Origin of the sequence: Shinella sp. HZN7, assembly GCF_001652565.1 — a bacterium.
GTDB classification, from domain to species: Bacteria; Pseudomonadota; Alphaproteobacteria; order Rhizobiales; family Rhizobiaceae; genus Shinella; species Shinella granuli.
Genome location: NZ_CP015746.1, coordinates 1 through 13,193 on the forward strand (window position 1 = coordinate 1; position 13,193 = coordinate 13,193).

A 13,193-nucleotide genomic window follows, 5' to 3' on the forward strand; every position below is an offset into this window, starting at 1 on the left:
CCGGCGACGATCACGACGGGAGCAACGCAGCCGCCGCATAGCTGCGTTGCACAATAAATGTTTTCCAGATGGTCAAGAAACGGGCATTATGCTTGCAGTTGATGCACATGGCGGTCTTTCTCCTCCCAGTGCCGCCGCGTCAGCTGTTCCCCTCTGGAGGTTTTGACCTTCACACTTCAATGGGCCGCGGTTTCGCAGGCCCATTTTTTTTGCCGATAGCTATCGCCGCTTATCGGTCCAGCTTTTCGCGAATGCGTCGGTAGAGGTTGGCTCCTACGCAGTCATCGATCACTACGGCAATTACGGATCGAGAGCGTCGCTAGCGTCTGCGGCGTCCTGATCGTTCGCGAGGGTCTTGACCAAGGCGACGAACCGTCGTCGGACTTTTCCGTTCGATATCGATAGGAAGGCGCGGTTGAGCTGGAGCCCCTCGCTCGACATCACGAAATCGGTCACGTTGCTCCCCTCAACATTCCCATCCTCCCGTGCGATCTGGTCTGTTCCCTCGAAGAAATAGGCGACCGGACAAGTTAAGAAGCGCGCGATATTCTGAAGTCGGCTCGAACCAACGCGATTTGTGCCTTTTTCATATTTCTGCACCTGTTGGAACGTGACGCCGAGATTCTCGGCAAGGATACTCTGGCTAAAGCCAAGCATCTGTCGGCGCTGGCGTATGCGCCGGCCAACCTCGATGTCGATCGCGTTCGGCGCCTTGATGTCTGCTGTCTTCTTCATCGAACCCTCTTGATAGCGGGATCGCAAGATGACTAGTCAAAGAACCAGAACCTATTGAGCGTCCGCTTCGAACTGCGCGGCGCCGGTGCTGAAGACGCGCAAGGTGCTCCCTGCTCCGCCACCATGGTCGTGTCAAGACAGGTCGTCTGACTTTCCCGGCGAACAAGCGATCTGCCAGGGCAGGACAGAAGAAAGGAAAGGGACAGAAAAGGGAAACCCGATCGCAGATCGGTCCTCCCAGCGGCGCTTCGCTCAACCGCCGCCTGCGCATCCCGGCAACTCGTCCTTCGCAGGGCCGTCGGCCCCGCTTGTCCATCGCTGCAGGGACGCTCGGCCGCAGTTGCACCGGTCCGGCCGCCCCGCGGTCCGGGAGGTGTCTTCGGAAAAAAGAAGACACGAGAAGGACCGGCAAGAGGGCCGCGTCCGTACCCCCGGAAAGGAACATCCCATGCAAATCATGAAGGTCGATCCGCGCGATCTGTTGGACAACCCGAACACGGCCCGCCGCACCAAGTCGTCGCCCCAGGCCGACGCTCTGATGACCGCGACCATCAAGGCGGTCGGCATCATCCAGCCGCCGATCGTATTTACCGGGCCGGACGGTGGAAACGGTCTCATGATCGAAAACGGCCACCGCCGCAGGGACGGGGCGATTGCCGCCGGTCTTGCCGAAATCGAGGTTCTGGTCAAGGAAGCGGCCAACGACAACGGCGCCATGAGCAGCATGGTCGAGAACTATGCACGCGAAGACCTGAACGCGGTCGACCAGTGGCGTGGCATCGAGCGCCTGGTCGCGGAAGGCTGGAGCGAGGAAGCGATCGCCATGGCGCTGGCATTGCCTGTCCGCCAGGTCCGCAAGCTGCGGCTGCTCGCCAACGTCCTGCCCGCGATGCTCGAACAGATGACGCTCGGCGATATGCCGAACGAGCAGCAGCTGCGTTTCATTGCGGCGGCGAGCCTCGAAGAGCAGGGCGAGGTCTGGAAGGCCAACAAGCCGAGAAAGGGCGAGAGGGCACATTGGCCGTACATCGCCAGCGCGCTCAACAAGCGGCGCATGTTCGCGCGCGATGCCAGCTTCGGTGACGATCTCGCCGCGGCGTACGGCATCGAATGGGCCGAAGACCTGTTTGCGCCGGGCAACGAAGACAACCGCTACACCACCAATGTCGAGGCCTACCTTGGCGCCCAGCATGAATGGATGACGAGCAATCTGCCGAAGCGGGGCGCGATTGTAGAAGTCAACAGCTACGGCGAGCCGGAACTTCCGAAGAAGGCGGAGAAGGTCTACACCAAGCCGCAGAAATCCGACCATACCGCCATGTATCTCGACCGCACCGGCAAGGTGCAGACCGTGCATTACCGGATGCCCGACGAGAAGAAGAAGGCGAAAGCCAAGGCCGGCAAAGACGGCTCCGGCGCGGTCTCAGGCGCCGACGAGGTGATTGTTACCAAACCGCGCCCCGACGTGACGCAGGATGGGTACAAGATCATCGGCGATTTCCGCACAGATGCGCTCCGCGAGGCGCTCGGCCGTGCTCCGATCGAGGACGACACGCTGATGGCGCTGCTCATTCTCGCCTTCGCCGGCGCCAATGTGAACGTCCAGTCGCCTTCCTCCGACGGTCTTATCGGGACGAGCCGCTTCAACCGGCATGCCGCGATGCTGCTCGATGAAAACGGCAAGCTCGACTTCGACGTGGACACCCTGCGCGTCGCCGCCCGTTCCGCGCTGATCGACACCCTGTCTTGCCGTAGGGGCCACACCAGTAGCGGTGTCGTCGCGCGCATCGCCGGCGATGCCATCGGTGCTGACAGTTTCATCGCGAACATGGCGACGGAAGCGTTCGTGGAATGCTTGTCGCGCCCGGCGTTGGAATCATCCTGCGCCGCAGTGTCGATCCTTCCGGGCAAGCGTGTCCGCGAAACGCGCACCGCGCTTGTCGAGCATTACAAGGAGGGGGTGTTCGTCCATCCTGCAGCCCGCTTTGCACCGGAACTGGGCGAGCTTTCCTACCTCCTCAAGGCTCGCGATCTAGCCATGGGTGAAGGCGAGTCCCGAGATGAGGACGAATCCGAGGGCGACGGAGACGGCGATTCCACCGCTGAAGCCGCCCCCGCGGTGATCGATGCCGGCGCTGCCCATGCGGATGGTGACACCCCGGCGGAGGAGACCGTCATCGAGGAAGAAACCGCCTACTCGATCGCCGCCGAATAGGCCGCCGCGCTTCCCTTTCCCGCTCGACACCTTCGCTGCCGGCATCACCGGTGGCGGAGGTGTGTCCGGCAACCACGATCCTGCAGGAGAACGCTATGAATGCGGACCTGATCATCCCGCTCGCGCCCATCGGTTCCGTCGTCGAATGGTCCGATGGAAACCCCCGTCCCCCGGAACACCATGTGGCGACGCTCTATCACTGGAAGCGCAACAACGGCGCCGGCCTTCTCGTTCGCAAGTTCGGCGAGACGGGCCAGGACTGCCCCGGCGCTGCGCCGTTCTTTATGCTCCGTTGCGAAAACGACCTTCGTACGTTTTCCACCGGCCTTGCCTATCGTTTCCGAATTGCCTCGCGCCCGAAGATCGGATCGGTGCGGATCTTCGAGCGGAACGATCCCGCCGCACTGATCCTTCATCTCGCCGATGACCGGGCTGCTGCCTGCTCCTGGCTCGCTGACAACACTGCGTTTTCCGATGCCTTCACGGTCGAAGTCACCGCCGACGAGCTGGCGGCCGACCATGTAGAGGGGAGAACAGCAGCATGAACGCGTCCGATCTTCCCGACGATGCTACCTCGACCCTTGAGGATACACGGGTCGAGTTCGGCTCCAGCAGCGAAGGCTTTCCGGTCGCCCGGTTGGGCGATCTCTTGCTCGCTATGCTGCCACGCGCCGCCGGTGGCGGTTTCCTCGCCAGCGCTTGGCGCCTGGCGCAGCCGCTGTCGACGTTGCGGCGCGAGCACTTCTATGGACATGATGGCGAACTTGCCGATGAGGTCGCTTTCCGGTCGCGTGTTTTTGAAACCGTGCAGCACCAGCGCGAACTGTCGAGACTTCAGCGTCTCCAGACCCGGATGGTCTGCAGCACGCCATGGGGGCCATCCCAGCTTGCAACGATCTATGCCGAGGGCATTGTCGCCCACATGACCGCCGGCCATGGCGGCTTTCGCCTCTCCGCCGAGCGAAACAAGCGGATCGTCCGGTCCCTTCGGATCAGTTCGGGCTGGTACGAAGAGGATGAAGCCTGGGCGATTGTCACCTTCAACTTCCCCGACCTGTTCACCACCTACGAGCGCAAGCTCGCGGAGCGCATGATCAAGGACAAATGGCCGGACGAATGGGAGGCGATCTTCGGACGTCCGCTTCAGCCGGGAGAATCGAGCGGCAAGGACCGCCACGCCTTCGAGCGCCGTCATGCCGGCGACTGGATCGTCGCGTCGGCGATCACCTCCGGCCATCATCCGGGCATGATCGAAGTGGTCGCCGTCCTCGGCGGTCGACGTGGCGCCAATGTCGTGGAGCGGCGGTTTCTGGCGCCGAAGGCAGAATACCAAGGACGCGGGCCCTTCGGCTTCGTTATCGATGAAGGGTGTCATGCCACCGATAATGGCCCGTCGTCCTTCGTCGGATGGGAGCGGAGGAAAGCGTCATGAACTCGCTTTCCGATTGCCGCTCGCTGCTGTCCCGCATGGAAGAGGCACGCCGGCAGACCCAGCACCAGCTCGACCTGATCGACCGGCAGATTATTCGCAGGATGACAGCGGTCATTCCGCACCTGCATCCGCGCCGGCGCTCCTATCGGCGAGGCCAGCCGCTGGAGGCGGGCGCCTTCCTTGCCCGCTATCGCGCCAACCTCACCGCGATCACGGCCGAGCGGCAGCAGGAGATCGATGCGCTATCGCGCAAGCTCGCCCGGCAGGACCGGGCAATCGAGGCTCTGCGCGAGCGACCTGCCGGGCGGAGACCGTCATGATCTTCTCCTGCGACCGCTGCGGCGAAACCTGGCCGGACCATCCCGTCACCCGCGTCCCCTGCCCTACCTGCAGGGTGGGCGTCGGGAGATGGTGCCTCCGGCCGTCCGGGCATCGCGCCACCGAGCTGCATATCGATCGTGAGCATGCCGCACTCGCCGCCGGTGTTCTTCGCAAATGTCCTGGTCCGGTTGGCGCTCCAGCGCCGCCGAAGGGCGGGCAGTTCATCCTCGACTTATAGCGCCGCCCCCAGTGCCGGCGTCCATCCCCATCATCATTGCGAGTTTCCACGGAGGAGACCATGAAGACCTGTACGATAGAAACGATGTACCGCGGGCCGAACTATCGCCAGGGGACGCACTCTGCGGACACCGTAGAGGACGCCTGCCGTCTGGCCATCGCCGACGAGGACTGGACCGGCGCGCTTCCCGATTCCGACAATGCCGGCGAAACCTACGTCATCAAGGCATGGGAACGCGCAGATGCTGCCTATTCCGGGCCGGCGGGCGACGCTCCCGAGGTGTTCAGCGAAATGGCCTATCACAAGGCCGAGCTGTTCGAGGAACTCGTCGCGCTGCTGCAGGAGCCCGCGCAGCCATGGGCATCTCGGAGTAGGAACTCAGGACCTGAGTGCCCCGCGCCATGATGGTCCTGGCGAAGGCCGGTGCGATCGGTCGGGATGCTGCAAGCGCACCTTCAGGATACCTTCGGCCTTGTCGGGGACTCTCAGGACGAGGCAGTCGAGCGTGGCCACGCGCCGCCAATGCTAGTCGACAGGACGTCTGCCCCTCGCATTGCGATCAGGACTGATCGCCAGCGGCATCTGGTTCGGCCGGACCGGGTTAGACCATGAGTCGCTGATCGGCGCGGGAGGCGTCAGGGTGAGGACGTTCGCGACCATCGATTTCCTTTCGGTTCGGGCGATGAGCCAACCCCTTGCCGGAGCACCCTTCGGTTCTGCACGGTCGTAATCCGGCGGCCGGTCGTTTCAAGGCCGCTGCGCGCCGCGTTGCGGCCGGTTCACCCTCCCTTCGCAAGGCGAGCCCGCGTCCCGCGCAGGGGCTGTGCCCCCGCTTGACCGCAAGCCCGCCTTTCTCGCTCAGGCGCCCCGGACCTGTGAAAGCGACCGTCTGACCACCGGCTTTTCTCGACCGCACCGAAGGGCGCTCCGGCAAGGGGCCGGCGCAAGCCTTCGGAGAAAACCAGAAGGAAATCGAAAATGGCCAAGTCAGCAACCTCCCGCCCGTCCGCCCGCGTCGTCCAGCTCCGCAAGGGTGCAACCCTCGAAATGGTCCGGCTGACCTGCCCTGATGCCGCCCAGGCGATGCGGATCGCCGAAAGCTTCGGGACGGCCGTCGTCGACGGCGACGGCGTGCGCGACACGCACGAGCGTCTCATCCTCGAAACCGTCGACGCTCTGTCCGAAGGCCTCGGAGAGCGCGCGATGCAGATCCACCTGCAGCGCATCGTCGGAGCCTACGTCGGATCCGCCCATGGCGCCGGCCAGTTCTACTCGCGCGCCGTGACGGAAGCCCGCGACGCTACGGCCAAGGCCGCCAGCGACGCCCGCGACGACGACCGGGACGGCATTGTCGGTTACGACAGTTCCGCCCAGCGCAAGCGGGAATTCGCCGCCGACATGGGTGTCCAGGCATTCTCGCTCCGCATGGCCGCCGAAGGTGCGGTTGCAGCCTACGAATACGCCGTCGGGGAAAGCTGGAAGCCGTTCGATCGTCCGGTCGACAATCCCGGCCAGACGCTCGACCGCAAGGCGGCCGAAGCGCAGATGGACGCGCTGGGTTGAGCGATCAGGCGGGGCTTCGGCCCCGCCTTTTTCCTTCATGCACCCATTGACCGCCGCAGAGTTGGTCGCCGAGGCTTGGATGTACCGCAATAGTCGGTCGAAAACCCCGGTCAGCGGTTTCTCGCTATCGTGGTTTTCTGGACTTTTGACTCAGCGGAAACTCCGCCGGATCGTCGGCCCATGGATCGAAGACGACCGCGCCTGAATGGCGGGTGTCCTTCACATTCCGCGTGACGAGATAAAGGTCAGTCTCGATTGCGGTCGCCGCCAAGAGCGTATCGATCACGGGCGGCGGATGCCCGGTGGCTTTCTTGACCTCTCCCGATATGCGTCCCCAGAGCCGCACGGCCTCGTCGCGCAGGGAAAGCACGCGATCGCCAAACCGATCCGCGAGAGCATCCCTCGATGCGATATAGCGCGAGCGATCGGGATGGTCGTTCGGCAGGTTACATATGCCCTTGTCGTATTCGGCGAGTGTCAGGATGCTGAGATGGAACGTCTCCTCGTCCTGGCTTGCTGCCCATGCTTTGACCGAGGGAGCGCCCTGCGGGTTGATCAGCGCGGCCACCACATTGGTATCGAGTAGCCAGCCTCTCACAGCTCGACATCCCGACCGTGGTCGGCTTCGCGGTCGAGATCCAGTCCGCCGAGATGCAATGCCTCCATGAAGTTGACGAACGGTACACGAGGCGCAGCAGGTGACAGGCGCTCGAACTCCTCGACGCTCATGATGACGACAGCGTCATGTCCCCGAACGGTTATGCGTTGCGGACCGTCCTCACGAGCATGCCGGACGACCTCGCTGAAGCGTGCTTTCGCGTCCTCAAGTTTCCACCGCCCGCTCACTGTCGGGTTCACCGGCCGGTTCGTTCCAGAAAGCTGTGTCTGCTTGCCCATTCGCTTCACCTAGTCAGATGGTCAGATATATAGCAGCTTCGTCGTTCCGGCGCCAGATCAGGACATGAAAGGAAAAGGTAGAAAGGCGAGTGCCAGGCGACCCGTCCGGCTTTGGTCCTGCCGGAACCGGGATTCAGCGCAAGGCCCTTGCCCTCCTCCACTTCGTTCCGGCGCTTCGCGTGCGCCTTCCCCCTATGGTTCCGGCTTGCGGACCGCCGTGACGGGGTCGCGATGGACGCGGCTTCCGAGGAGAAAAGGAATCTCAAATGAACGGTGAAGACATTCATTCTCGAAACAAGAGTGCCGTTTTCGCAGCTCTGTTGGAACAGGGGCTGACCCATGTCGTCGTGACATTTGACGGATATGGGGACAGTGGCCAGATCACGGAGATGGAGGGGAGAATAGCTGACGAGCCAGTTGAGCTGCCTGATGCAACGGTCGTGCTCGTCGATGCCAACTGCAGGAAGTCCAGCGAGTCCTTGGAAAGCGCGATCGAAACGATGATCTATGATCTCCTCGGCGAGAGTCACGGCGGGTGGCAGGACGGGGAAGGTGCTTACGGGGAGTTCGTGTTCGATGTCGCGAAGCGAACCATTTTGCTTGATCTTAACGAGCGCTTTATCGAGAGCGCACAGTCTTCTCATGAGTTTTAAGGAGTATGGCAATGGCGCATCCATATCACCATTCCCTCTCCTCTGTGAAGAAATGGGGCGGTGTAGTTGACGACTACATGCCGATCCACTCCTGGTTCGATGCCAGTAAGGAGATCACCGCCGATTTTCGTCACCGTGCGCTGCGGCACCACGCAGAAGGCATATTCATGGCTGAGACGATCTTCGGCCCAACGATCAGGCTCTCGACTGGCCGGATCATTCCGACCCGATGGGTTGGCGAGCAGCATGTCGTCGAGGATCTCGGCCTCATCCCGTCGTTTGCGGACTGGGTGAAGGCCATTCGCCCGGAGCCTTGGATGGGACGAACGCGCCGGATCGAGAAAGATCTGGAGGCGGACCTACCCGCATAAATCCCGCCGAGTGAGCGGCTTGGATGCCCACCTCGTTGGTGGGCATTTCTATGTCGCGGCCAAAGCGCGGAGCGCTCGCCGTCGCGACCCGTCCGGCTTCGGTCCTGCCGGAACCGGGATTCAGCGCAAGGGCTTCGCCCTCCTCCACTTCGTTCCGGCGCTTCGCGTGCACCGTCCCCCTATGGTTCCGGCTTCCGGACCGCCGTGACGGGGTCGCGATAGGCGCGACCTCTGGAACGGAGGTAAGGAAAATGAGGAAAAAGACCGAAGCGCAACGCGTGGACATCTACACGCGCATCACCGACAGGATCGTCGAGGACCTCTCGAACGGTGTCCGCCCATGGGTCCAGCCGTGGCGCGCGTCCAACATGGAAGGCCGGATCACCCGACCTTTGCGGCACAACGGCCTTCCCTATAGCGGGATGAACGTCCTTCTCCTGTGGTCGGAGACCATTGCGCGCGGGTTCTCCTCGCCGATGTGGATGACGTTCAAGCAGGCGTTGGAGCTTGGCGCAGCCGTGCGTAAGGGCGAGTCCGGCGCGACCGTGGTCTTCGCCAGCCGCTTCAACAAGTCCGAGTCCGACGGACATGGCGGAGAGATCGAGCGCGAGATCCCCTTCCTGAAGGCTTATACCGTCTTCAACGTTGCGCAGATCGACGGGCTGCCGGACCGCTACTATCAATCCGCAGCGCCTGTTACTGATCCCGTCGAGCGGATCGAGCATGCCGATCGCTTCTTCCGGAACACCGGCGCGCATATACGCCATGGTGGCGACCGGGCGTTCTTCAGCCCTGCGACCGACCACATACAGATGCCATTCGTCGAGAGCTTCAGGGACGCGGCCTCCTACGTGGCAACGCTCAGCCATGAGGCCACGCACTGGACGGCGCCAGCGCATCGCGTCGGCCGCGATCTCAGCCGCTACAGCAAGGATCGCAGCGAGCGCGCCCGCGAAGAACTGATCGCCGAACTCGGCAGTTGCTTCCTCTGCGCCGATCTCGGCATCGCGCCGGAGCTGGAGCCGCGCTCGGATCATGCTTCATACCTTCAGTCGTGGTTGCAGGTGCTGTGCGACGACAAGCGGGCGATCTTCGCCGCCGCCGCGCACGCGCAGCGCGCCGTCGCCTATCTTCACGGACTGCAGCCGGCCACGGCTGAAGAGCGGGAGGCAGCATGATGGCTCCTCATCCCGCAAACCGTCTCCTGATCCTTGCCTGCTCGGCAACGAAGCGCGACGGCCCGGCCTACATGCCGGCCATCGAACGCTATGACGGCCCCCTGTGGCAGACCCTGCGATCGGTCGACCCGCGTGGAGAGAAGGCGAAGGTCGCCTTCCTCTCCGCCCGCCTGGGGTTCCGGGCCGCAGCCACGCCGATCGAAATGTATGACGCGCGCATGACGCCGGCGATCGCGGCCGAGATGAAGGCTGGCGATCTCGGAACGAGATGGCCGAAGCAGAAGACCAGGCGCCGCGGCATGGCCTCAGGCGAGCATCCCGGAATGCACATCGCGACGCTGACGGGCTATGGACGCGTTCCCTTCTCGGATGTCGCCCTCGTCGGTGGCCATCTCTATCTCGATGTCATGCGCCACCTCGTCGACCTGTTCCGCGAACGCGGTCATATCGTCGGCGACGCGCGGATCACCGAGGTCAATGGTCCCATCGGTATCATGCGTCGCGATCTTCGCCGCTGGCTGGACCGTGAATTCGTGGAGGGACATTGATGCTCTTCTCTCCGCTTGGTCTCAATCCGGCGGAGGAAGGATCTTCCGCCATTCGCCTTCGCGCGCTCAGCCTCGGTGCGGGCGTGCAATCCACGACGCTGGCGTTGATGGCCGCTCACGGCGAGATCGGCCCGATGCCTGATTGTGCCATCTTCGCGGACACGGGCTGGGAGCCGCAGGCTGTTTATGACCATCTCGAATGGCTGATGTCGGGCAATGTGCTGCCGTTCCCGGTTCATATTGTGTCCGCCGGGAACATTCGTGACGACTTGATCGGCGCCGGCGACGGCAAACGCTGGGCGTCCATCCCGGCCTTCGCCAAGACGGTCACGCCCGCTGGTGTGGTCGTCCCCGTCTACGACGAAGACCATGACGGCGAGCTGATCGAAATCGGCACGCGCGCGACAGCCCGCGAGACCGTGTCGATCGGCATGATCCGCAGGCAATGCACGACGGACTATAAAATAGTCCCGATCCGGAGAAAGGTCCGGGCACTCGCCGGCCTCACCCGCAAGCGCTCGCCCGATCATGCTGTCGTGGAGCAATGGATCGGCATCAGCTGCGACGAGATCGTGCGGGCGAAGCCCAGCTTCGAGCCCTGGCAGGTCAAGCGCTTTCCGCTGATCGAAAAGCGCATGAGCCGGTACGAGTGCCTCTGCTGGCTGCGCCGCCACGGCTATCCCGATCCGCCAAAGAGCGCTTGCGTGGGTTGCCCGTTTCACGACAATGCACGCTGGCGCTTCATGCGTGACCACGATCTCGCGGCATGGGCCGACGCCATCGAGGTCGACCAGGCGCTACGCAATGGCATGAGCGGTATCCGCGGCGAGGTCTTTTTGCATCGTTCGTGCGTGCCGCTGGACGAGGCCGATCTATCGACGGCCTCTGATCGCGGTCAGCTCGACCTCTGGCCGAACGAGTGCGAGGGCATGTGCGGTGTCTGACGGCCCCCGGAAGATCGGGGCCGCCGCTCCTGGTACGCCCCCAGACGCGACGACCCCACTCTCTGACCACTCCCGGCCTTGCAACGAACCGGGAGCAGTCGAATTCTTAGCCACTGGCGATGACTGCGACTTTCATGAAAGTACCAGAATATCGAAATCCTGCCATGAAATTCCAACGTCTCCGGCATCAGCCGGTGCTTGCGGTAGGGAGCCGTCCTCAACAGAGCACGGAGCGCCGCCGCGGGGGGCAGTCGATCCCGCCTCCTCTTCGAGGCGCTACGCTGAGGCTCCTGCGGCTGCCCTGCTTCCCGCGCCGGCGCGTCGAGAATTCCCGAAATGCCGGCCAGCGGCCGTCGCGATGCTCATTTCTCCGATGCTCTTCATCTCTTCAGATCCCGCCTTGCCCGCTTCGCGGCTCTGCGGCGCGATCGACGCCCGGCCGCTCCGGACCCACCCATTTCGTCCCTCCCTCTGAAAGGAAAGCCCATGACTAAGCTGCGTCCGCTCACCCGAGCCGAGCACAATGCCATCAGAGCCTATGCCATCGAGCATGGGCGGTACTGGAAAGCCAGTCTGCGCGATGACTGGATGAATGCGCGAACCACAGGCGTCATGCAGGCGCTGCGAAATTCCCATGGCCCGGGCTGGTTGGTGTCATTTTCACTGGTGCGGGATCAATCTTCGGCATCGCCGATCCGCGCTATTTCCGTCACCGCGGGCAATGGCGACCTCTTCGAGGCGACCATGATGGGAGCCGATGAACCCTGGATGATCGCCTATCCCGAAGGGCAGGATCGATTTTACGGAACGGAACGCGAGGTCCGCGCGCACATCAGGCAGCTCATCCTGTGCGGCGCGAAGGCAAAGGTCGCGCCGTAGGTCGATCCACGGAGCCACGCGGATCGTCGGGACCGGCAGGCTCTCGCCGCATCTTGGTTCTGGCCATCGCCTGCGGCGACCGCGCTCTATGCCTCCGGCACGCAGCCAGCCTTCGGCCGTCTCCGCCGATGCCGGTGACGATCGACTTGTCCGGGTCGGCGCTTCGCCGCCCCTAGTGTTGCCCCGGCTGCGCTGTCTTCTCCAGATGGGTGCGAATGATCGCGCTTGCTCATGGTGGATGGCGGGGCACCCGGAAGACCGGGAGCGCCCCGCCTTGGCAGGCGGGCTGGGCATCAGTCATCTGTTCGACGGCTCCAGCCCAGGTGAACCCGGCGGCAGGGCGCTGCCATGGCATTAGATGCGCGGAGTGCATGGAAGCGGTGCCCCTATGCCTGCGGAAGAGGAGGATTCCGTGCCGTCGAGGGCGTCGTCGTCCTACCGGCATTCGAGGAAAACCCTCCGGCAGGCAACGCGGAGGGAGCGATATCGGAGGCAGTGGGCTCAATCGTCTGCGGCGGGCACACCGAACCCATAGCTGCAGCCCATTGGAGCCGACGAGGTTGTCGTCGGCAGCGAAGTGGTGCTGACGATGACGGCCCGCCATTTCCGAGACCCTTCCGGTTTGGTCAACCCTGGCGCGGCCACCACGTCCTCGATGTGGCATGTCTGATCGGAAACCGGCTGCGCCTCGATCGTCTTCCCGCAACGGCCTCCCCCGACTTTCTTCCCCTGTCGGCTGCGCCGCCATTCCTCGCGAAACAAGAAAGCCGCCTCCGGCCGCCCTCCACTGCGTTCCGGCCCAAGGGGTGCGGTCCGATCGTCCCCGATCCTTTCGACAGCCATCGAGGTCGCGATGGACGCGACCCGAGCAACCCGAAAGGATCTCGAAAATGGCTATCATCGGCAACTTCTCCACCAACGGCAATACCATCACCGGTCAGGTCCGCACGCTCACCGTCCAGATGAAAGCCCGCCTGGTCCCGATCCAGCGCACCTCCCGCGACGCTCCCGACTTCCGCGTGATGGCGGGCATGGCCGAGGTCGGCGCAGGCTGGAACGCTACCTCCACCGACGGCGAACCCTACATCTCGGTCAAGCTCGACGACCCGAGCTTCGCCTTCCCGATCAATGCTGCCTTGTGGCCGAGCCAGGCCGACGGCGACTACGACCTGGTCTGGAACCGCCCGAAGCGCGACGCCTGACACCGGAACTGCCTCGC

16 protein-coding genes are annotated in these 13,193 nt (G+C 63.5%); 13 read left to right on the plus strand and 3 right to left on the minus strand.

The genetic code is table 11. The annotated features are described in order from the left end of the window. Positions 1-300 precede the first annotated feature (300 nt). Positions 301-735 (minus strand): helix-turn-helix domain-containing protein, encoded by a 435-nt coding sequence (locus shn_RS33450; protein WP_064334744.1) that lies wholly within the window; start codon positions 733-735, stop codon positions 301-303. A gap of 448 nt (positions 736-1,183) precedes the next feature. Here shn_RS33450 and shn_RS33455 point away from each other — a divergent pair, with 448 nt between their 5' ends. From shn_RS33455 to shn_RS33480, 6 genes are all read left to right on the plus strand, one after another. Further along, the gene (locus tag shn_RS33455; protein WP_064334745.1) at positions 1,184-2,950 is read left to right on the plus strand and encodes a ParB N-terminal domain-containing protein; all 1,767 of its coding nucleotides are present in this window, start codon (positions 1,184-1,186) and stop codon (positions 2,948-2,950) included. Positions 2,951-3,132: 182 nt separating this feature from the next. Then, a complete protein-coding gene (locus shn_RS33460; protein WP_245337563.1) occupies positions 3,133-3,495 on the plus strand; it encodes a hypothetical protein in 363 nt (120 codons plus the stop codon). Beyond that, the gene (locus shn_RS33465; RefSeq protein WP_064334747.1) at positions 3,492-4,382 is read left to right on the plus strand and encodes a hypothetical protein; all 891 of its coding nucleotides are present in this window, start codon (positions 3,492-3,494) and stop codon (positions 4,380-4,382) included. The genes shn_RS33460 and shn_RS33465 overlap by 4 nt, the downstream gene beginning before the upstream one ends. Then, positions 4,379-4,702 carry a hypothetical protein gene (locus tag shn_RS33470; protein ID WP_064334748.1) on the plus strand — a complete coding sequence of 108 codons (324 nt, stop codon included), beginning with the start codon at positions 4,379-4,381 and terminating at the stop codon, positions 4,700-4,702. Before shn_RS33465 ends, shn_RS33470 begins: the two co-directional genes overlap by 4 nt. 299 nt (positions 4,703-5,001) lie before the next feature. Continuing rightward, positions 5,002-5,346 (plus strand): hypothetical protein, encoded by a 345-nt coding sequence (locus shn_RS33475; protein WP_064334749.1) that lies wholly within the window; start codon positions 5,002-5,004, stop codon positions 5,344-5,346. Between the two features lie 573 nt (positions 5,347-5,919). After that, a complete protein-coding gene (locus shn_RS33480) occupies positions 5,920-6,504 on the plus strand; it encodes a hypothetical protein (RefSeq protein WP_064334750.1) in 585 nt (194 codons plus the stop codon). 124 nt (positions 6,505-6,628) lie between these two features. Here shn_RS33480 and shn_RS33485 read toward each other — a convergent pair whose 3' ends face one another. Further along, positions 6,629-7,102 (minus strand): type II toxin-antitoxin system VapC family toxin, encoded by a 474-nt coding sequence (locus shn_RS33485; protein ID WP_064334751.1) that lies wholly within the window; start codon positions 7,100-7,102, stop codon positions 6,629-6,631. Then, positions 7,099-7,401: a type II toxin-antitoxin system Phd/YefM family antitoxin gene (locus shn_RS33490; RefSeq protein WP_064334752.1), complete on the minus strand. Its 303-nt coding sequence runs from the start codon at positions 7,399-7,401 to the stop codon at positions 7,099-7,101. Before shn_RS33490 ends, shn_RS33485 begins: the two co-directional genes overlap by 4 nt. 266 nt (positions 7,402-7,667) lie before the next feature. Here shn_RS33490 and shn_RS33495 point away from each other — a divergent pair, with 266 nt between their 5' ends. The 7 genes from shn_RS33495 to shn_RS33525 all read left to right on the plus strand — a co-directional run bounded on the left by shn_RS33495 (position 7,668) and on the right by shn_RS33525 (position 13,176). Further along, the gene (locus shn_RS33495) at positions 7,668-8,054 is read left to right on the plus strand and encodes a DUF6878 family protein (RefSeq protein WP_064334753.1); all 387 of its coding nucleotides are present in this window, start codon (positions 7,668-7,670) and stop codon (positions 8,052-8,054) included. Positions 8,055-8,065: 11 nt separating this feature from the next. Then, positions 8,066-8,425, plus strand: a complete 360-nt coding sequence (locus shn_RS33500) for a hypothetical protein (RefSeq protein WP_064334754.1) — start codon at positions 8,066-8,068, stop codon at positions 8,423-8,425. 251 nt (positions 8,426-8,676) lie between these two features. Continuing rightward, positions 8,677-9,603 (plus strand): ArdC family protein, encoded by a 927-nt coding sequence (locus shn_RS33505; RefSeq protein WP_064334755.1) that lies wholly within the window; start codon positions 8,677-8,679, stop codon positions 9,601-9,603. Next, positions 9,600-10,151, plus strand: a complete 552-nt coding sequence (locus shn_RS33510) for a hypothetical protein (protein WP_242224981.1) — start codon at positions 9,600-9,602, stop codon at positions 10,149-10,151. Before shn_RS33505 ends, shn_RS33510 begins: the two co-directional genes overlap by 4 nt. Continuing rightward, positions 10,151-11,095, plus strand: a complete 945-nt coding sequence (locus shn_RS33515; RefSeq protein WP_064334756.1) for a hypothetical protein — start codon at positions 10,151-10,153, stop codon at positions 11,093-11,095. The genes shn_RS33510 and shn_RS33515 overlap by 1 nt, the downstream gene beginning before the upstream one ends. Positions 11,096-11,581: 486 nt before the next feature. Continuing rightward, entirely contained in the window at positions 11,582-11,974 is a 393-nt protein-coding gene (locus shn_RS33520) for a hypothetical protein (protein WP_064334757.1), read from the plus strand. Positions 11,975-12,864: 890 nt separating this feature from the next. Further along, positions 12,865-13,176 carry a DUF736 domain-containing protein gene (locus shn_RS33525; RefSeq protein ID WP_064334758.1) on the plus strand — a complete coding sequence of 104 codons (312 nt, stop codon included), beginning with the start codon at positions 12,865-12,867 and terminating at the stop codon, positions 13,174-13,176. Positions 13,177-13,193 lie beyond the last annotated feature (17 nt).

Coding starts and splice junctions, on each gene's coding strand:
- shn_RS33450 (WP_064334744.1), bottom strand. CDS start 735: ATGAAGAAGACAGCAGACATCAAGGCGCCGAACGCGATCGACATCGAG.
- shn_RS33455 (WP_064334745.1), top strand. CDS start 1,184: ATGCAAATCATGAAGGTCGATCCGCGCGATCTGTTGGACAACCCGAAC.
- shn_RS33465 (WP_064334747.1), top strand. CDS start 3,492: ATGAACGCGTCCGATCTTCCCGACGATGCTACCTCGACCCTTGAGGAT.
- shn_RS33470 (WP_064334748.1), top strand. CDS start 4,379: ATGAACTCGCTTTCCGATTGCCGCTCGCTGCTGTCCCGCATGGAAGAG.
- shn_RS33475 (WP_064334749.1), top strand. CDS start 5,002: ATGAAGACCTGTACGATAGAAACGATGTACCGCGGGCCGAACTATCGC.
- shn_RS33480 (WP_064334750.1), top strand. CDS start 5,920: ATGGCCAAGTCAGCAACCTCCCGCCCGTCCGCCCGCGTCGTCCAGCTC.
- shn_RS33490 (WP_064334752.1), bottom strand. CDS start 7,401: ATGGGCAAGCAGACACAGCTTTCTGGAACGAACCGGCCGGTGAACCCG.
- shn_RS33495 (WP_064334753.1), top strand. CDS start 7,668: ATGAACGGTGAAGACATTCATTCTCGAAACAAGAGTGCCGTTTTCGCA.
- shn_RS33500 (WP_064334754.1), top strand. CDS start 8,066: ATGGCGCATCCATATCACCATTCCCTCTCCTCTGTGAAGAAATGGGGC.
- shn_RS33505 (WP_064334755.1), top strand. CDS start 8,677: ATGAGGAAAAAGACCGAAGCGCAACGCGTGGACATCTACACGCGCATC.
- shn_RS33510 (WP_242224981.1), top strand. CDS start 9,600: ATGATGGCTCCTCATCCCGCAAACCGTCTCCTGATCCTTGCCTGCTCG.
- shn_RS33515 (WP_064334756.1), top strand. CDS start 10,151: ATGCTCTTCTCTCCGCTTGGTCTCAATCCGGCGGAGGAAGGATCTTCC.
- shn_RS33520 (WP_064334757.1), top strand. CDS start 11,582: ATGACTAAGCTGCGTCCGCTCACCCGAGCCGAGCACAATGCCATCAGA.
- shn_RS33525 (WP_064334758.1), top strand. CDS start 12,865: ATGGCTATCATCGGCAACTTCTCCACCAACGGCAATACCATCACCGGT.